17 protein-coding genes are annotated in these 18,096 nt (G+C 65.9%); 9 read left to right on the forward strand and 8 right to left on the reverse strand.

The window, feature by feature from the left end; translation table 11 throughout:
• Positions 1 to 712: 712 nt before the first annotated feature.
• Positions 713 to 1,840, reverse strand: coding sequence for a substrate-binding domain-containing protein (locus tag PNAP_RS07530; protein ID WP_011800909.1), 1,128 nt, complete (start codon positions 1,838 to 1,840; stop codon positions 713 to 715).
• Between the two features lie 138 nt (positions 1,841 to 1,978).
• Here PNAP_RS07530 and PNAP_RS07535 point away from each other — a divergent pair, with 138 nt between their 5' ends.
• From PNAP_RS07535 to PNAP_RS07565, 7 genes are all read left to right on the forward strand, one after another.
• A complete protein-coding gene (locus PNAP_RS07535) occupies positions 1,979 to 2,743 on the forward strand; it encodes an ABC transporter permease (protein ID WP_011800910.1) in 765 nt (254 codons plus the stop codon).
• Positions 2,740 to 3,429, forward strand: coding sequence for an ABC transporter ATP-binding protein (locus PNAP_RS07540; RefSeq protein ID WP_011800911.1), 690 nt, complete (start codon positions 2,740 to 2,742; stop codon positions 3,427 to 3,429). Before PNAP_RS07535 ends, PNAP_RS07540 begins: the two co-directional genes overlap by 4 nt.
• Positions 3,426 to 4,253, forward strand: a complete 828-nt coding sequence (locus PNAP_RS07545) for a substrate-binding domain-containing protein (protein WP_011800912.1) — start codon at positions 3,426 to 3,428, stop codon at positions 4,251 to 4,253. Before PNAP_RS07540 ends, PNAP_RS07545 begins: the two co-directional genes overlap by 4 nt.
• Positions 4,254 to 4,302: 49 nt before the next feature.
• Positions 4,303 to 4,686 carry a DUF2946 family protein gene (locus PNAP_RS07550; RefSeq protein ID WP_157040236.1) on the forward strand — a complete coding sequence of 128 codons (384 nt, stop codon included), beginning with the start codon at positions 4,303 to 4,305 and terminating at the stop codon, positions 4,684 to 4,686.
• Positions 4,687 to 4,770: 84 nt separating this feature from the next.
• A complete protein-coding gene (locus tag PNAP_RS07555; protein WP_011800914.1) occupies positions 4,771 to 5,361 on the forward strand; it encodes a YcnI family copper-binding membrane protein in 591 nt (196 codons plus the stop codon).
• A 64-nt stretch (positions 5,362 to 5,425) separates the two neighbouring features.
• Positions 5,426 to 5,923 (forward strand): copper chaperone PCu(A)C, encoded by a 498-nt coding sequence (locus tag PNAP_RS07560; RefSeq protein ID WP_011800915.1) that lies wholly within the window; start codon positions 5,426 to 5,428, stop codon positions 5,921 to 5,923.
• 143 nt (positions 5,924 to 6,066) lie between these two features.
• The gene (locus PNAP_RS07565) at positions 6,067 to 6,651 is read left to right on the forward strand and encodes a hemerythrin domain-containing protein (protein ID WP_041376599.1); all 585 of its coding nucleotides are present in this window, start codon (positions 6,067 to 6,069) and stop codon (positions 6,649 to 6,651) included.
• A 52-nt stretch (positions 6,652 to 6,703) separates the two neighbouring features.
• Here PNAP_RS07565 and crcB read toward each other — a convergent pair whose 3' ends face one another.
• Entirely contained in the window at positions 6,704 to 7,090 is a 387-nt protein-coding gene (gene crcB / locus PNAP_RS07570; RefSeq protein ID WP_011800917.1) for a fluoride efflux transporter CrcB, read from the reverse strand.
• Between the two features lie 94 nt (positions 7,091 to 7,184).
• Between crcB and PNAP_RS07575 the strand changes: the two genes are divergently transcribed.
• Both PNAP_RS07575 and PNAP_RS07580 read left to right on the forward strand, forming a co-directional pair.
• Complete coding sequence (locus PNAP_RS07575; protein ID WP_011800918.1) at positions 7,185 to 10,847, forward strand: hydantoinase B/oxoprolinase family protein; 3,663 nt, start codon at positions 7,185 to 7,187, stop codon at positions 10,845 to 10,847.
• Positions 10,848 to 11,017: 170 nt separating this feature from the next.
• A complete protein-coding gene (locus PNAP_RS07580) occupies positions 11,018 to 11,716 on the forward strand; it encodes a DUF3047 domain-containing protein (protein WP_049763653.1) in 699 nt (232 codons plus the stop codon).
• Positions 11,717 to 11,793: 77 nt separating this feature from the next.
• Here the strand turns inward: PNAP_RS07580 and mnhG are convergent, their stop codons facing one another.
• Genes mnhG through PNAP_RS07610 form a run of 6 tightly spaced genes read right to left on the reverse strand, consistent with a single transcriptional unit; the run spans position 11,794 to position 17,959 of the window.
• Positions 11,794 to 12,165: a monovalent cation/H(+) antiporter subunit G gene (mnhG, locus tag PNAP_RS07585; RefSeq protein WP_011800920.1), complete on the reverse strand. Its 372-nt coding sequence runs from the start codon at positions 12,163 to 12,165 to the stop codon at positions 11,794 to 11,796.
• Positions 12,162 to 12,440 carry a K+/H+ antiporter subunit F gene (locus tag PNAP_RS07590; protein WP_011800921.1) on the reverse strand — a complete coding sequence of 93 codons (279 nt, stop codon included), beginning with the start codon at positions 12,438 to 12,440 and terminating at the stop codon, positions 12,162 to 12,164. Before PNAP_RS07590 ends, mnhG begins: the two co-directional genes overlap by 4 nt.
• Positions 12,437 to 12,928 carry a Na+/H+ antiporter subunit E gene (locus PNAP_RS07595; protein ID WP_011800922.1) on the reverse strand — a complete coding sequence of 164 codons (492 nt, stop codon included), beginning with the start codon at positions 12,926 to 12,928 and terminating at the stop codon, positions 12,437 to 12,439. The genes PNAP_RS07590 and PNAP_RS07595 overlap by 4 nt, the downstream gene beginning before the upstream one ends.
• Complete coding sequence (locus tag PNAP_RS07600) at positions 12,925 to 14,646, reverse strand: monovalent cation/H+ antiporter subunit D (RefSeq protein ID WP_011800923.1); 1,722 nt, start codon at positions 14,644 to 14,646, stop codon at positions 12,925 to 12,927. The genes PNAP_RS07595 and PNAP_RS07600 overlap by 4 nt, the downstream gene beginning before the upstream one ends.
• On the reverse strand, positions 14,643 to 15,014 hold the full coding sequence (locus PNAP_RS07605; RefSeq protein WP_011800924.1) for a Na+/H+ antiporter subunit C: 372 nt from the start codon (positions 15,012 to 15,014) through the stop codon (positions 14,643 to 14,645). The genes PNAP_RS07600 and PNAP_RS07605 overlap by 4 nt, the downstream gene beginning before the upstream one ends.
• Positions 15,014 to 17,959: a monovalent cation/H+ antiporter subunit A gene (locus PNAP_RS07610; protein ID WP_011800925.1), complete on the reverse strand. Its 2,946-nt coding sequence runs from the start codon at positions 17,957 to 17,959 to the stop codon at positions 15,014 to 15,016. Before PNAP_RS07610 ends, PNAP_RS07605 begins: the two co-directional genes overlap by 1 nt.
• Positions 17,960 to 18,096 lie beyond the last annotated feature (137 nt).

The raw sequence follows: 18,096 nt of genomic DNA on the forward strand, positions 1-18,096 counted from the left end.
TCTTCGTGGTTGGGCTGGCCGGGAATCGCCCGGCGGCGACTCACTTTTCTTTGCTTCGCCAAAGAAAAGTAAGCAAAAGAAAGGCGACCCGCAGTCTGGGTCCCTGCGCTTCGCTACGGGCAACCTGTGATGACCGGCAAAAGCGGGGGTCCGCGCAAACTCGCCTGCGGCTCAAACAGCGCGCGGCCCTGATCCCGCTTTTGCCGGTCATCACAGGCCCAGCCAGAACGGGACTTGCGGGGGCGGGTTCGGATGCGGATTCGGGGTCAGAGGCCGGCATTTGTGCATAAAAAGTGCCCCTGGCGCAGGTAGCACCTGCGCAACCAGCTATCGAATTGGTAGCATTAAGGGCTGAAATTCGGGCGCGGTGGCTGTTCGGCTGTTTGGATTTCGTTCCCCGATTGCCCCGTTCTGTCTGGGCCTGCGATGCCCCGGAAAAACGGGATCAGGGCGGCGCGCTGTTTGAGCGTAACGCAGTGAAGCGAGTTTGCGCCGACCCCCGTTTTTCCGGGGCAGCGCAGGTTGCCCGTAGCGAAGCGAAGGGACCCAGACAGCCGGGTCGCCTTTTCTTTGGTGACTTTCTTTTGGCGAAGCAAAAGAAAGTTACTTGCCGCCGGGCAACCCCCGGCCAGCCCAACCACGCAAAGCCAACCCAGCCACAAATCAAGCAGCGAACTCCACCAAGCCCAGCCCAGTCCCGCCCCGCCCCGCATCAGCCCGCAGCATGCGCCGAGCCGTCGTCACGTTTTTCCCTGCGGTAGCTCCACCACGGCAAAGCCGCACGCAATGACAGCACCTTGCCGCTCTGGGCCAGCGCGCCGCTGTAGCCCGGCAGCCTGTCCAGCGTGGCCTGCCACTCGCCGCCCTGCAGTTCCTTGAGCAGCGCCTGCACCTGCGCCGTAGGCAACTCGGACTTCAGGCAGACCAGGTGGTAACGCTCCTGCGCCAGCGGCACGAACCCCAGGCCTTTCTCCCGCGCTGCCGCTTCAATGCCCAGCCCCGCATCGGCCGCGCCGCTGGCAACGGCTTGCGCCACGGCGGTGTGCGATGGCTCCAGCGTGCCGTAGCCCTGGAGATCCGCTGGAGACAGGCCGGCTTCGGCCAGCAGGTCGTCCAGCAGCACCCGCGTTCCCGTGCCTTCGGGGCGGTTCACATAGCGCATGCCCGGCTGCGCCACATCAGCCAGTCCTTCAATCTGCAGCGGGTTGTTTTTGGCAACGATCAGGCCCTGCTGGCGGTGGGCAAAGCCGATCAGCTTGTGCAGGCCGGGCTTGAGCAGGCTGCGGTAGGTCTGCGCGGCCGCCGAATGGCGCTGCGGCTGGTCGCGCACATGAAAGCCGGCCATCATGCAGCGCCCGGCGTTCAGCGCCGCGATGGCATCGACGCTGCCCATGAAGCGGATATCCAGATGCAGGCCCCGCTGGCTGGCCTGCTCGCGCAGCGCCGACAGCGCCGCGTCGTGGCTGGCATACAGCGTCAGGACATGGGTGCTGTCGTCAAACGCGGTGGCGAAAGCGCGCTCGATGTCGCCGCGCAACGCTTCGATCTGCGGCGCCAGCCGGGCCTGCGCCTGGCGCTCGGCCCAGAGCAGCTTTGCGCCGAACTCGGTCAGCCGCGCGCGCTGGCCCTTGTCCCAGACGATCAGGCTGCGGCCCAGCGCCTGCTCCCAGTCCTTGAGCGAACCCCAGACATGGCGGTACGACAGGTCCAGCGCCCGGGCGGCCTTTGAAATCGAGCCCTGCTCGCTGACCGCATGGAGCATGTCCATCATCGGGTTGCGGATCAGCGCGTCCTTGCCGCGCTCGGGCGTCAACAGGTAGGAGAGTTGGACTTTGTGCATGGCGTGTAGCGCTGATTATCCGTGCGCACCCCGGCGAGCAAGCGCGCTGCTTTCCTATGCAAACAGCTTCATAAAGACTACTACCTAGACAACGAAAAGTTTTGGGTGCTGCGCTACAGTTTTGGCAAAACGCAGCGCATGAACACCTTCTCAAGCAGCGCCATCACGGCTTTTTCGCTGATCACCTCGCTCGACCCCTTGCTGGCCGGCATCGTCGTGCGGTCGCTGGCCGTCAGCGCCCTGGCCTGCGTGATTGCCTGCAGCGCCGGGCTGCTTGCCGGCGCCTGGCTGGGCGTGGCGCGCTTTCGGGGCCGCGCCGTCGTGCTGGCCCTGCTCAATACCGCGCTGGCGCTGCCTTCGGTGGTGGTCGGGCTGGTGGTGTATTTGCTGCTGTCGCGCACCGGGCCGCTGGGTTTTCTGGGCTGGCTGTTTTCCTTCAAGGCGATGGTGCTGGCGCAAAGCGTGCTGGTGCTCCCAGTGGTCACCGCGCTGGTGCGCCAGAGCATTGACGACGCCGACCGCAGCCACGGCGAGCAGTTCGAGTCGCTGGGCGCGCGCCGTTTCATGCGCGGCCTGATCCTGCTGTGGGACGAGCGCTATGCCTTGCTGACGGTGCTGATGGCCGCCTTTGGCCGTGCCATTTCGGAGGTCGGCGCGGTGATGATCGTGGGCGGCAACATCGAAGGCTTTACGCGCGTCATGACGACTTCGATTGCGCTGGAAACCAGCAAGGGCGACCTGCCGCTGGCGCTGGCGCTGGGCCTTGTGCTGCTGGGCGTGGTGCTGCTGCTCAATCTATTGATCGCGCTGGTGCGGCGCTGGCGCGAACGGCTTGACGACCCGCTGCCCGATGTGGAGGCCGTCCTGGTCGCAACCCCGGTTGCCGGGCGTGCATCGCCATGACGCCGCTTTTCAGCCTCGATGCCGTCAGCGTGCGGTTTGGCCGCGTTCCGGCGCTCAGCGACTGCAGCCTGCGCATTTGCGCCGGCGACAGGCTGGCGCTGGTCGGCTCCAACGGCAGCGGCAAAAGCACCCTGCTGCGCACGCTGCACGGACTCATTGCGCCTGCAAAAGGGAGTTTTCAGATGGATGCCCGCGCGCGCCAGGCGATGCTGTTCCAGCGCCCCTACATGCTGCGCGCCAGCGTGCTGCACAACGTCGCGCTGGGCTTGTGGCTGAACAGCGTTCCCTGGACGCTGGCCAAGGCGCAGGCGCTGCAGGCGCTCGAACGCGTGGGGCTGGCCGACCTGGCCGGGCGCAATGCCAAGGCCCTGTCCGGCGGGCAGCAGCAGCGCGTGGCGCTGGCGCGGGCCTGGGCGCTCCAGCCGCAGGTCTTGCTGCTTGATGAGCCCACGTCCAGCCTCGACCCGGCGGCCAAGCGCGAGGTCGAGCGGCTGATGGCCGAATTCGCCGACGCCGGCATGACGCTGATCTTCAGCAGCCACAACCTGGGCCAGGTCAAGCGCCTGGCCAGCCGGGTGGTGTATCTGGAGCAGGGCCGGCTGGTCGCCGACTTGCCCACGCATGCTTTTTTCAACGGGCCGTTGCCCGTCGCCGCCGCCAATTTTTTAAAAGGGGAACTGGGATGAATGTTTTCAGCAAATTTTTCAAGCCTTTCAGGGCTCTTGCGCTTATCCCTGTTGTGCTGGCAGCTACGCTTTCGATAGCACAGACATCCAGCATCGTGATGGCGTCCACCACCTCCACCGAGCAGTCGGGGCTGTTTGGCCATTTGCTGCCCGAATTCAAAAAGGCCAGCGGCATCGACGTGAAAGTGGTGGCGGTCGGCACCGGCCAGGCCATCGACATGGGCCGCCGGGGTGATGCCGACGTGCTGTTCGTGCACGACCAGGTGGCCGAGGAAAAAGTCGTGGCCGAAGGCTTCGCCCTCAAGCGCTACCCGGTGATGTACAACGACTTCGTGCTGATCGGCCCGGCCGCTGATCCGGCCCAGGTCAAGGGTCGGGACATCGTCGAAGCGCTGAAAAAAGTCAGCGCCGCCAACGCCGGCTTCATTTCGCGCGGCGACAAGAGCGGCACCCACGCGGCCGAGTTGCGCTACTGGAAAAATGCCGGCGTCGAGCCACCGGCTTTTGCGGGCTACAAGGCCTGCGGCTGCGGCATGGGGCCGGCGCTGAACATGGCAGCCAGCCTGGGCGCCTATGTGCTGGCCGACCGGGGCACCTGGCTGTCGTTCAAGAACCGCGCGGACCTGGCCGTGCTGGTCGAAGGCGACAAGCGGCTTTTCAACCAGTACGGCGTGATGGTTGTCAACCCCGCCAAACACCCGCAAACCAAGGTGCTTGAGGCGCAAAAATTTGTCGATTGGGTGATTTCGCCAGCCGGGCAGGGCGTGATTGCCGGCTACCAGATCAACGGCGAGCAGCTGTTTTTTCCCAACGCTGCGCAGTAAGCGCGCCAGCGTCCGGGTAAGGCCAGCTTTTCATCTCTACAATCGCGCCGTGTCCACCCGCCCACCCGCTCGCCCACCCTTGTCTGTATGGGCGCGCCTGGCTGCTTTTCTGAGCTTTCTGGCCGTGCTGTCGGCGCTGGTGGCGCCGCTGTCGATGCTGGCCGAAGAGGTGCGCACCGGCCAGCTGGGCGGCCTCTGCAGCGCCAACGCGGTCTCGGGAATCAGCGCGGACGCCGGCTCCGGTGATGCACCGCAGGCCGGCGCGCATTGCGACCTGTGCGCTTCGCTGGGCTGGGCCTTGCCGCCGCTGCCGGTCGCGGCCATTCCCTGCTTTGCCGGCGAACAGGTGGCCGCCGCCGATTTTCCGGCCGATGTCGTCACCATCAACCCCGGGCTGCCTTTCAGCCGTGGGCCGCCGCACTTTTTGATCTGAACCGCCTCCGCCGAGGCTAAGGGCTTGCGTGCTGACCGATGGGGTCTGCGCGCCTTTTATCGTTCCGTTCAATAGTTGTGTTCCATGAATATCTCAATCGCTACAAAAAGCATGGCTGCCTGCGCACTCTGCGTGCTGGCCTTGCCTGTCTTCTCTCATGTTTCGCTGGAAGGCAAAACGGCTCCCGCCAGCAGCACCTACAAAGCTGTTTTCCAGGTCGGCCACGGCTGCCAGGGGTCGGCGACCACGGGCATCAGGGTTCAAATTCCCGCCGGTTTCCAGGGCGCCAAACCCTATCCGAAAGCCGGCTGGACCTTGTCCGTCCAGCAGGAAAAACTCGCCAGACCCTACGACAGCCACGGCAAGCCGGTCACCGAAGACTTCAGCGTGGTGAGTTGGACGGCGGCCGGCAAGGAGGCGGCGCTGCAGGACGCGTTTTTCGACGAGTTCGTGCTGCGCGGCAAATTGCCCGAGACCGCCGGGCCGCTGTGGTTCAAGGTGCTGCAGACCTGCGAAAGCGGCAGCAACGACTGGAGTGAAGTTCCGGCCTCGGGCAGTTCCGCCAAAGGCCTGAAATCGCCCGCGGTCTTGCTCGAAGTCACCGGCCCCGAAGCAGCAGCCGCCGCCGCATCCATGCCTGTCATGGTGCATGCGCCAGGCGCCCATCAACACTGAGCACCGCGCCGGCGTGACGCATGCCGGCTTTTGACTTTTTTAAACCCAGACACCGGAGATTCCCATGAAATTCAAACTATTGACCGCCGCCTTGCTGCTGGCCTGCAGCGCCCTGCATGCCCAAACCGTCGAGGTCAAGGGCGCCTGGGTCCGCGCCACCGTGCCGGGCCAGAAAGGCACGGGCGCGTTCATGCGCATCACCGCCAAAGACGGCGCCAAACTGGTCGGCGTTTTGTCACCCGTGGCCGGCGTTGCCGAGGTGCATGAAATGAAGATGGAAGGCGACATCATGAGAATGCGCGCCGTGCCCGTGCTGGATTTGCCGGCCGGCCAGACCGTGCCATTGCAGCCCGGCGGCTACCACGTCATGTTGATGGAGTTGAAGCAGCCCCTGCCCAAGGGCAGCACGGTGCCGCTGACGCTGCGCCTGCAAGATGCCAAGGGCGTTGAAAGCCGGCTTGAACTGACGCTGCCCGTGAGTGCGGTGGCTCCTTCCGCCGCCGCAAACGACGCAGGGCCAGGCGACGAAAAATCCGGACACCACGGCGAGCACAAGCATTGAAGGTTTGGGCGCCAGGGCGTACCCAGTGTGTAACTCCCTGTTTCAGCAGGGCTTGAAGCCGATGAAACTTTGACCTGTGTCATGGCGCCCACGCCAGGCTCGGGGCATTCTCTGGCTTCATCACAATAATCAGGGAGATTGCCATCAAACACACCAGCCTGCAAATCATTCGCGACGAGCATTCGTCACTGGCCGCCATGCTCCGCTCCATGACCATGATGGTCGAGCACGGCCCCGGAGACAACCCCGAGCAGTTCTTCGACGTGCTGCGCGCCATGTTGTTCTACATCGATGAATTCCCCGAGCGCCTGCATCATCCCAAGGAATCCGACCTGCTGTTTCCGCGCGTGGTCCGCGCTTCGCCGTCGGTCATGGCGGCCGTGCAGAAGCTGGAGAACGACCACATCAACGGTGAAAAAGCCGTGCGCGAACTGCAGCACCTGCTGCTGGCCTGGGAACTCCTGGGCGAGCCGCGCAGGCCGGCTTTCGTGGCCGAGTGCAATCGCTACGTGAAGTTCTACCTGGAGCACATGCGGCTTGAGGAAACCGTGATCCTGCCCGAAGCCGAAAAAGTGCTGACCCCTGCCGAATGGAAGGAACTCGATGCGGCCTTCGAGAAAAACTGCGATCCGCTGGCCGGCAAATATTCGCCCGACCCGGCCTATGATCGCCTGTTCACGCGCATCGTGATGCGGGCGCCAGCGCCGATTGGGCTGGGCGACGCGTGATTCTTGGGCGCTGGCATCAAGCCAGTGAGTCAAAAAGTGCTTTTGCGCACGCCTAGCCTGCACGGGCAGCTATAAAAAACAGAGCGGTCTTGATGCCCGCCGCCGTCATCAAGAGCGAGCCCATCACATGGACCAGGGCGACGCCTGCGGCCATGCCGTAGCGCGCTTCGAGCAGGTAAGTCACGACCTCGGCCGAAAAGGTCGAAAACGTCGTCAACCCGCCCAGAAAGCCGGTGACCAGCAGCAGGCGCCAGACCGGGTCAATCTGCGGCATGGCCTGGAACACCGCAATGGCCATGCCGATCAGGTAGCCGCCCAGCAGGTTGGCGGCCAGCGTTCCCCAGGGAATCAGGCCGCCGGGCGACAGCCACAGGGACAAGCCCCAGCGGGACAGCGCGCCCAGCGAGGCGCCGATACAGATGGCAAGAACAGGCAGCATGGATAAAAGCAGGTGGTTGACGTGACAATGCAGCCATGACTTTAACCGCGCAGCCCGGGCTGGTCCTGGCTGCGCTGTCCTGAAAGGCAAGCCCATGAAAAAACTTTGGCAGTTCTGGATTGACCGGGGCGGCACCTTCACCGACATCGTTGCCAGGAAGCCCGACGGCTCGCTGGTCACGCACAAGCTGCTGAGCGACAACCCCGAGCAGTACCGCGATGCGGCGGTCGCCGGCATCCGCCACCTGCTGGGCTTGAGGCCCGGCGAGGCGATTCAGGCCGGCGTGGTCGAGTGCGTGAAGATGGGCACCACGGTCGCCACCAATGCGCTGCTCGAACGCAAGGGCGAGCCCACGCTGCTGGTCACCACGCGCGGCTTTCGGGATGCGCTGCGCATTGCCTACCAGAACCGGCCGCGCCTGTTCGACCGCCACATCGTGCTGCCCGAGCTGCTCTACAGCGCCGTGGTCGAGGCCGACGAACGCATCGGCGCGCAGGGCGAGGTGCTTCAGCCGCTGGACGAGGTGCTATTGAAACAAGAGCTGCTCACGCATTATCAGCAAGGGCTGCGCAGCGTTGCGATTGTCTTCATGCACGGCTACCGCTTCACCGGCCACGAAAAGGCGGCCAGGCGGATCGCCGAGGAAACCGGCTTCACGCAGATCAGCACCTCGCACGAAACCAGCCCGATGATGAAGTTCGTCAGCCGGGGCGACACCACCGTGGTCGATGCGTATTTGTCGCCCATCCTGCGCCGCTACGTGGAGCAGGTGGCCGGCGAGATGCCGGGCGTCAAGCTGTTCTTCATGCAGTCGTCGGGCGGCCTGACCGACGCGCATGCGTTCCAGGGCAAGGACGCAATCTTGAGCGGCCCGGCCGGCGGCATTGTCGGCATGGCGCGAACGGCGGCGATTGCGGGCATTGACAAGGTGATTGGCTTTGACATGGGCGGCACCTCGACCGATGTGTCGCATTACGCCGGCCAGTTCGAGCGCGAGTTCGAGACCCAGGTGGCCGGCGTGCGCATGCGCGCGCCGATGATGAGCATCCACACGGTGGCCAGCGGCGGTGGCTCAATCCTGCGCTTTGACGGCGAGCGCTTTCGCGTCGGCCCGCAAAGCGCTGGCGCCAATCCGGGGCCGGCCAGCTACCGGCGCGGCGGCCCGCTGGCCGTGACCGACGCCAACGTGATGCTGGGCAAAATCCAGCCACGTTATTTCCCCAAGGTGTTTGGTGCGCAGGCCGATCAGCCCCTGAGCGCGGAGGCGGCGCAGGCCGGGTTCGGCGAACTGGCGCTGCAGGCCGGCCGCAGCGCCGAGGACGTGGCCGAGGGCTTCATCCACATTGCCGTGCAGCAGATGGCCAATGCGATCAAGAAGATTTCGGTCGCGCGCGGCTACGACGTGACGCGCTACACGCTGCAGTGTTTTGGCGGCGCCGGTGGCCAGCACGCCTGCCTGGTGGCCGATGCGCTGGGCATGATGCGGGTGTTCGTGCATCCGCTGGCCGGGGTGCTGAGCGCCTACGGCATGGGGCTGGCCGACCAGAACGTGATCCGCGAGCAGGCGGTGGAACTCAAGCTGTCGGAAGCCGCATTGCCTGAAATCGCCGGCAAGCTCGACCGCCTGGCCGCCACCGCCGAAGCCGAATTGCAGCGACAGCAGGTCAGCATGGGCGCCGTCACCACCCATCAGCGCGTGCATGTGCGCTACGAAGGCAGCGACGCGGCGCTGATCGTGCCTTTCCCCGCGCCCGGTTTGACTCCCTCCCTCGCTGGGGGAGGGCCGGGGTGGGGGCCAGCGGTTGCCGCCATCACCGCCAGCTTCGAGGCCGCCTACCGCCAGCGCTTTTCCTTCCTGATGCACAGCAAGGCGCTGGTGGTCGAGGCCGTGTCGGTCGAATCGGTCGTGGCGGGCGATGCGCCGTCCGAGCCGCGCCACGCCCTGCACGCGCCGCGCGACATGGCCGAAGTGCGCCGCGAAACCGTTCGCATGTATTCGGGCGGCCACTGGATTGACGCGGCGCTGGTGGTGCGCGAAGACCTGCGGCCCGGCGACATCATTGCCGGCCCGGCCATCATTGCCGAGCAGAACGCGACTACGGTGGTCGAGCCCGGCTGGGAAGCGAGCTTGACGGCTTTGGACCATCTGGTGCTGGAACGGCGGGCGCAGCGTGCCATCAAGTTTGCAGCAGGAACGACGGTGGACCCGGTGCTGCTCGAAGTCTTCAACAACCTGTTCATGAACATTGCCGAGCAGATGGGCCTGCAACTGCAGAACACCGCCTACTCGGTCAACATCAAGGAGCGGCTGGACTTCAGCTGCGCGCTGTTCGACACCGAAGGCAACCTGATCGCCAATGCGCCGCACATGCCGGTGCATCTGGGCTCGATGGGCGAGAGCATCAAGACCGTGATCCGCGAGAACGCCGGCACGATGCAGCCGGGCGACGTGTATGCGCTGAACGACCCCTACCACGGCGGCACGCATCTGCCCGACATCACGGTGATCACGCCGGTTTACCTGGACGGCGCCGAACCGATTTTTTACGTCGGCTCGCGCGGCCACCATGCCGACATCGGCGGCATCACGCCGGGCTCGATGCCGCCGTTTTCCACCCGCATCGAAGAGGAGGGCGTGCAGATCAACAACTTCCTGCTGGTCGAGCGCGGCGTGCTGCGCGAGGCCGAGATGCTGGCGCTGCTCAAAAGCGGCGAATACCCCAGCCGCAACCCGCAGCAGAACATGGCCGATTTGAAGGCGCAGATTGCCGCGAATGAAAAAGGCGTGCAGGAACTGCGCAAGATGGTCGGGCATTTCGGCCTGGGCGTGGTGCTGGCCTACATGCGCCATGTGCAGGACAACGCCGAGGAGTCGGTGCGCCGCGTCATCACCCGGCTCAAAAACGGCGCGTTCACCTTGCTGCTCGACAACGGCGCGCGGATCAGCGTGGCGATTCGCGTCGATACGCAAAACCGCAGCGCCGAGATCGACTTCACCGGCACGTCGGCGCAGCAGAGCAACAACTTCAACGCGCCCACGGCGGTCTGCATGGCGGCCGTGCTCTACGTCTTCCGCACGCTGGTGGACGACGACATTCCGCTCAACGCCGGCTGCCTGAAGCCGCTGAAGGTCATCATTCCGGCGGGCTCGATGCTGAACCCGAACCCGCCCGCCTCGGTGGTGGCTGGCAATGTCGAAACCTCGACCTGCATCACCAACGCGCTCTACGGCGCGCTGGGCATCATGGCGGCGGGCCAGTGCACCATGAACAATTTCACCTTCGGCAACGCGCGCCACCAGTATTACGAAACGATTTCGGGCGGCTCGGGTGCCGGCGGCGTGATGGACGAGGCGGGCCGGCTGGTGTCGGGCTTCAACGGCACGTCGGTGGTGCAGGCCCACATGACCAATTCGCGGCTGACCGACCCGGAGGTGCTGGAGTTCCGCTTTCCGGTGCGGCTGGAGAGCTACGAAATCCGCGCCAGCTCGGGCGGCGCCGGAAAGTGGATGGGTGGCAACGGCGGTGTGCGGCGCGTCAGGTTCCTGGAGCCAATGACGGCCAGCATTTTGTCCAACGGCCGCAAATACGGGGCTTTCGGCATGGCCGGCGGCCAGCCGGGCGAGGTCGGGCTGAACCGCGTGGTGCGCGCCGACGGCCGGGTTGAAACGCTGGCGCACATCGGCCAGGTCCAAATGCAGCCGGGCGATGTGTTCGAGATCCACACGCCGGGCGGCGGGGGGTTTGGAAACGCTTGACACCGGGCGCGCCTGCTCTAATGGGCGCGCAGACACCACGACCGGAAACGGCATTGACCATGAAACTGAATCGCTTGCCATCCACGTTCCCAACCAGCCGGAATGCTACTTTTTTAATAGCTGCTTGCGCTTTATGCGCGTGCGCAACAGCCGCTTTTGGCCAAAATTCCGTGCCGCTGGAGGCTGCCGCTGCGCCCGCCGCTGCGCACCTGAGCCTTTTCTCCTCGGCCAGCGGCACGGAGCCGCCCGCCCCCTGGCGCGTGGTGGCCCTGCCCAAGGGCCACAAGCCGCTGACGCGCTTCGACATCATGCCGCTGGACGGGCATCCGGTGCTGCGGGTGCAGACCGACCACTCCTACGCCAACCTGGTGCATGACCTGCCGGACTTCGCGCTGGCGCCCGGCATGCATCTGAACTGGCGCTGGCGCCTGGACCAGCCGCTGCGCCAGGCCGACCTGCGCCAGCGCGCGGGCGACGACAGCCCTCTCAAGGTCTGCGCGCTGTTTGACCTGCCCATCGAGCAGCTCGGATTCGTCGAGCGCAACCTGTTGCGCGTGGCGCGCTCGGTCAGCGGCCAATACCTGCCCGCCGCCACGCTGTGCTACGTCTGGGACGCGACGCTGCCGCCCGGAACGCTGCTGCACAACGCCTTCACCCACCGCATGCGCATGATCGTGCTGGACAGCGGCGAGCAGCACCTGGGCCAGTGGGTGGCGCACCGGCAAGACCTAGCGGCGGATTTTCAGCGCGCCTTCGGCGAGGAAAGCGCGACTTTGCCGCCGCTGCACGCCGTGCTGGTCGGCGCCGATTCGGACAATACGGCTGACCATAGCCTGGCTTATGTCGGGGATATCACGCTTTTGCCTTGAGGGGTGTTGGCGGTTTGGATGCTTTCAGGAAAAATCAGCCTTCTGCGCAATATCTGCCGGCATCAACAGCTATCAATTCAGGAGTCCTTGACCCCAGGCGGAACGACGCGGCTGACGCTGGGCGGCACGTCCTGGCCCATCTGCCGCGCACGAAACAGGCTGGCGCGCATCAGGAAAATCGTCGGGATGGGCACGGTGATGGCGATGAACACCGCGATCAGCAGCGGAAAAACGGCCAGCTCACCCTGCCGGAGCGAGAAAAAAAGCACCATGCCCCACATCACGCACCAGCAGCCCAGCGTGGCAATGATGGCCGGTGCATGCACGCGCTCGAAAAACGTCGGCAGGCGCAGCAAGCCGAACGAGCCCAGCAGCGCCAGTCCGGCGCCCGCCAGCACCAGCGCGGCGACGCTGATTTCAGCCCACATCGGCAGGACCAAGCCCGTCATTCGATCACCTCGCCGCGCAGCAGGAACTTGGCCATCGCCGTGGTGCCGACAAAACCCAGCAGCGCAATCAGCAGCGCGGCCTCGAAATAATGGCTGCTGCCGTCGATCAGGCCCAGCACCAGCATCGCCAGCATGCCGTTCAGGTACATGCAGTCCAGCGCCAGCACCCGGTCCTGCGCCGAAGGCCCCTTGATCAGCCGGATCATGGTGCAGAGCATGGCCAGCGCCAGCATGCACAGGGCCAGCGGCAGCGCCCACGAAAGTATCGGGTTCATGGCTCAAAAATCTCCATCAATGGGCGCTCGTAACGCGCCTTGATCTGCGCGGCCATGGCGCTGGCGTCGTCAACTTCAAGCGCATGCAGCAGCAAGGTGGCGCGGTCCAGCGACAGCTCGGCCCAGGCGGTGCCGGGAGTCAGGCAGACAATCAGGGCCAGCGCCGCCAGCGCATTCGGGTCGCGCAGGTCCAGCGGCACCTGCACAAAACCGGGCGGATGGCGCCGGCTGCCCGGCCTGAGCAGCAAACCAATCACGGCGATGTTCGAGCGCACCGAATCGCCAGCCACCGTGAGCAGCAGGCGCAGCGCCAGGCCCGGCCTGCGGATGCGCACCGGCACCGGCCGCAGTCCGGCGGTCAGCAGGGGAATTGCCAGCGCCAGGACCAGCGCCAGCAGCACATGGCCCGCGCCCAGCGTGCGGTTCAGCAGCAGCCACAGCACGAACAGCGCCGCCGACAGCAGCGGCGCGGGCAGGATTTTTTTCAAGGCGCCTCCTTGGCCGGATCGATCCGTGGCGCCTGCGGCCCCGGTATCGGCCGGGCGGACATGACTGCCCGCACATAAAGTCCGGGCGCGTGCAGCGCATCGGCGGTGGCCTGCATGTAGCGCATGACCGGGCCGGCCTGCAGCGTCAGGAGCAGGCAGGCGCCCAGCAAAAAGGCAATCGGCAGGCCTTCGAGCACGCGCAGCTGCGGCAATGCGCGGTCGTAGGTCGCCCAGAAATGCAGGATGCCGGCGCGCGTCAGCGCAATCAGCGCCAGCAGGCCGGTGCCGATCAACAGCGCCACGAGCATCCAGCCCGCCGCGCCCGCAGGCTGCGCGCCCGGCTGGCCGAGCCCGAAGGGATTGAGCAGGGCCGTCAGCATGGCGAATTTGCCGACAAAGCCGGACAGCGGCGGCAGGCCGGTGATCACCAGGGTGCAGGCCATGAAGGCCAGGCCCAGCAAGGCCACGGCGGCGGGAATCACCTGGCCGGTAAGCACTTCCTCGTCCTGGTCAAGGTTCAGGCCCACGGCAGGCACCAGTTCGGCCGTCAGGAACGGCGCCTCGTCGTCGGCGAAAGGCGCCTGGCTGGCGCCGTCATTGCGCCAGCGGTCCATCAGGTCGGCCAGCAGGAAGAGGGCGCTGATGGCCAGCGTGGAACTCGGCAGGTAATAGAGCAGGCCGGCCGTCAGCAGGGGTTGGCCAAACCCGGCGGCGGCCAGCAGGCTGCCCGACGACAGGATGGCGCCATAACCGGCCAGGTAGCCAATGCGCTGCGAGCCGAGCATGCCGATGGCGCCAAACACCATCGTCACCATGCCGCCGACTATCAGCCACAGGCTGCCGAACTGCGCCGAAGGCCCGGCGTCCATGCCGAACAGCAGCAGCCACAGCCGCAGGATCACGTAGATCCCGACCTTGGTCATGAGGGCGAACAGCGCGCCGACCGGCGCCGTCGCCGCGCTGTAGGCCGGCACCAGCCAGAAGTTCAGTGGCCAGATGGCCGCCTTGATCAAAAAGGCCGTGGCCAAAATGCCGGCGGCGGCATGCAGCAGGCCCCGGTCGGCCTCGACGATCATCGGAATGCTTTGCGCCAGGTCGGCCATGTTCAGCGTGCCGGTGATGCCGTAGAGCATCGACGCGCCGATGAGGAACAGCGACGATGCGGCCAGGTTGATGGCAATGAAGTGCAGCCCTGACTGTACGCGCGCGCGCCCCGAGCCATGCAGCAGCAGCCCGTAGGAGGCGGCCAGCATGATCTCGAAGAACACGAACAGGTTGAACAGGTCGGCCGTCAGGAAGGCGCCGCACAGGCCCATGAGCTGGAGCTGGAACAGCGGGTGAAAGTGAACGCCCGCACGGTGCCAGCGGGCGGCGGCAAACACGCTCGATGCCAGCGCGATGGTGCTGGCCAGCACCAGCATCATGGCCGACAGGCGGTCCAGCGCCAGCACGATGCCATAGGGCGCCGGCCAGTTGCCCGCCAGGTAAACGTCCATGGTCGAAGCGGCGCCTTGCTGGTCGGCCCAGCCCAGCAGGGCCAGCGACACGCCAAGGCCCAGCAGGGTCGAGCCCATGTTGACGATCAGCTTGAAGCGCTGCCTGTCTTCCCGCATCAGCAGCATCAGCGCGGCAGTGAGCAGGGGCAGCAAGATGGGCGCCAGCATCAGGTGCGGCATCAGCGGCGCCATCGCCTGGTTCAGGGAACTTGTCAGGCTCATGGCATGTCCTGCGCATCGTCCGCCTGGCTGCCGTCCACATGGTCGGTGCCCGACATGCCGCGCAAGGCCAGCAGCACCACCAGGAACAGCGCCGTCATGGCAAAGCCGATGACGATGGCCGTCAGCGTCAGCGCCTGGGGCATCGGGTCGGCATAGTGCGACAGGCTTTGCGGCACGCCCGGCACCTGCACCAGCACCGGCGCCTTGCCCAGCGACAGGCCCAGCCGCCCCATGCTGAAGATGAACAGGTTGACCGCATACGACAGCAGCGCCAGGCCCATGATGACCTGGAAGGTGCGCGGGCGCAGCAGCAGCCACACGCCCGAGCCGGTCAGCACGCCGATGGCCATCGCCAGGACAATTTCCATCAGAGGCCTCCTGTTTGCGTGGACGAGGCCAGCGCCTCGGGGGTGTCTTCGGCCATCCGGGCGTGGTGGCGATGGCCGCGCACCGACTGGTGGGCAATCGAAGTCAGGATCATCAGCGTGGAGCCGACCACCAGCGCGAACACGCCGATGTCGAAAAATATCGCACTGGGCACATGGATTTCACCGATCAGCGGCAGCACCCAGTGGGCGGTGTGGCTGGTCAGGAAGGGATAGCCCCAGGCCAGCGAGGCCAGGCCGGTCGCCAGCACGGTCAGCAGTCCCATGGCAATCCAGCGCCGCAGCCGCAAGGGCATGTGCGCCTCGACCCAGTGGGTGCCCGAGATGATGTACTGCAGCAGCAGCGCTACCGACAGCACCAGCCCGGCGACAAAGCCGCCGCCCGGCTCGTTGTGCCCGCGCATGAAGATGAACAAGGCCACCATGACGGCAAACGGAAGCAGCAGTCGCGCCAGCACCGCCGGCACCATCAGGTAGCCCACGGCCGTGTCCGCCGCCAGGCGCGGGTTGAGCAGGTCGGTGGCCAGGTCGGGCGGCATGGCGCGCTGCTGCTCGGGCAGGTCCATGGCTTCAAGCGCCGGCCGAAAGCGCCGCAGCAGCGCATACACCGTCAGCGCCACGATGCCCAGCACGACGATTTCGCCAAAGGTGTCAAAGCCCCGGAAGTCCACCAGCATGACATTGACGACGTTGGTGCCGCCGCCTTCGCTCAGCGCGCGCTCCAGGAAGAAGGTCGAGGTGCTTTCGGGAAAGGGCCGGCTCATCATGGCCCAGGCCAGCAGCGCCATGCCCGTGCCGGCGCCCACCGCCAGCAGCAGGTCGCGGTTGCGGCGCAAGCGCGTGCCGCGCCGCTCGGCCCGGCCGATCAGCCGCAGGCTTTCCTGGCGCTTGGGCAGCCAGCGCAGGCCCAGCAGCATCAGCACCGTGGTCACGGTTTCCACCACCAGCTGCGTCAGCGCCAGGTCGGGCGCCGAAAACCATAAAAAAGTGATGCAGGTGCACAGCCCGGCCCCGCCCATCAGCGCGAGCGCGGCCATGCGGTGGTATTTGGCCTGCCAGGCGGCAACCACGGCGCAGCCCGCGCCTACCGTCCACAGCAGGGCAAATGCCGGCGACAGCGGCAGCGAAGCCCGGTCGCCCACGTACAGGCCCCGGGTCCACATCGGCAGCGTGCCCGCCGCCAGCACGGCGCATGCCAGCCACAGCATCTGCCACTGCAGGCGCCGCGTGGCCAGCAGCCGCCGGCCCTTGCGCCCGGCCTGGGTCAGCAGGGCCAGCGCGCCATCGAACAGGCGCTTGCCATTGATGCGGTGCATCAGCGGCGGCGCATCGACATGGCCCAGCAGGCGCTGGCGACGCAGCACCCAATACATCAGGCTGCCGCCCAGCATGGCCACGATGCTCATCAAAAAAGGCGTGTTCAGGCCATGCCAGACAGCCAGGCTGAACTCGGGCAGCTCGCCGCCCACCACCGGACGCGCCGCCGCATCGAGGAAGCGGCCGACGGTGCGTTCGGGGAATATGCCGACCACCAGGCAGGCCAGTACCAGCAACTCGACCGGCACGCGCATCCAGTGCGGCGGTTCATGGGGCTGGCGCGGCAGGTCGGTGGCCGGCGGGCCGAAGAACACATCGACCGTGAAGCGCAGCGAATAGGCCACGCTGAACATGCCGGCCAGCGTGGCGGCCACCGGCAGCAGCCGGGAAATCAGCGGCGTGGCCTGGATGAAGACGGTTTCGGCAAAGAACATTTCCTTGGACAAAAAGCCGTTGAGCAGCGGCACGCCGGCCATCGCCGCGCTGGCCACCATGGCCAGCGTGGCGGTCACCGGCATCATGGTGCGCAGTCCCGACAGCCGGCGGATGTCGCGCGTGCCGCTTTCGTGGTCCAGGATGCCGGCCGCCATGAACAGCGAGGCCTTGAAGGTCGCATGGTTCATGATGTGGAACACGGCGGCGACGGCGGCCAGCGGGCTGTTCAGGCCCAGCAGCAGCGTGATCAGGCCCAGGTGCGAAATCGTCGAATACGCCAGCAGCCCCTTGAGGTCATGCTGGAACATCGCCGCATAACCGCCGACCAGCAGCGTGCACAGGCCCGCGCCGCCGACCAGCCAGAACCACGGCTCGGTGCCGCCCAGCACCGGCCACATCCGGGCCAGCAGGAACACGCCGGCCTTGACCATGGTGGCCGAATGCAGATAGGCCGACACCGGCGTCGGCGCCGCCATGGCATGCGGCAGCCAGAAATGAAACGGAAACTGCGCGCTCTTGGTCAGCGCGCCCAGCAGCACCAGCACCAGGCAGGTCAAATACAGCGGATGCGCGCGGATCTGCTCCCCGGCGGCCAGAACCCGGTCCAGGTCGTAGCTGCCGACGATGTGGCCGATGACCAGCATGCCGGCCAGCATGCACAGCCCGCCGCTGCCGGTCACGGTCAGCGCCATGCGGGCGCCGCGCCGCGCATCCTTGCGGTGGTGCCAGTAGCCGATCAGCAAAAATGAAAAAAGGCTGGTCAGCTCCCAGAAAAAAGCCAGCTGGACGATGTTGCCCGACAGCACGATGCCGACCATGGCGCCCATGAAGGCCAAAAAGAAGGCAAAAAAGCGCGGCACCGGGTCGCTGGGCGACATGTAGTAGCGCGCATACAGCACCACCAGCGAGCCGATGCCCAGCACCAGCATGCAGAACATCCAGGCAAATCCGTCCAGGCGGATCACCAGGTTGAGCCCGAGGGCCGGCAGCCATTCGATTTCCTCGCGCAGCACGCCGCCGCCTGCGATCTGCGGAAAGTACAGCGCCGCCTGCACGGTGCAGAACAGGGCGATCAGGCCCGCCAGCGTGGATTCGGTGTTGCGCGCATTGGCCGGCAGCACCGCCGCCAGCAGGCTGCCGATGAATGGAAGGAGGATGAGGGTGATCAGGGGCATGCCCGAATGATTTTACGGGCGGGGTTTTGGGGACCGGGCGATAGGCCTGCGCGGTCCCGTGTTTTTGCCTGCAACCTGCCCGGAATTGCGGGTTGCTATGAAAATAGAAGCGGACTATGCCCGTGTGTATTGCGCAA

It is taken from the genome of Polaromonas naphthalenivorans CJ2 (assembly GCF_000015505.1).
Taxonomy (GTDB): Bacteria; Pseudomonadota; Gammaproteobacteria; order Burkholderiales; family Burkholderiaceae_C; genus Polaromonas; species Polaromonas naphthalenivorans.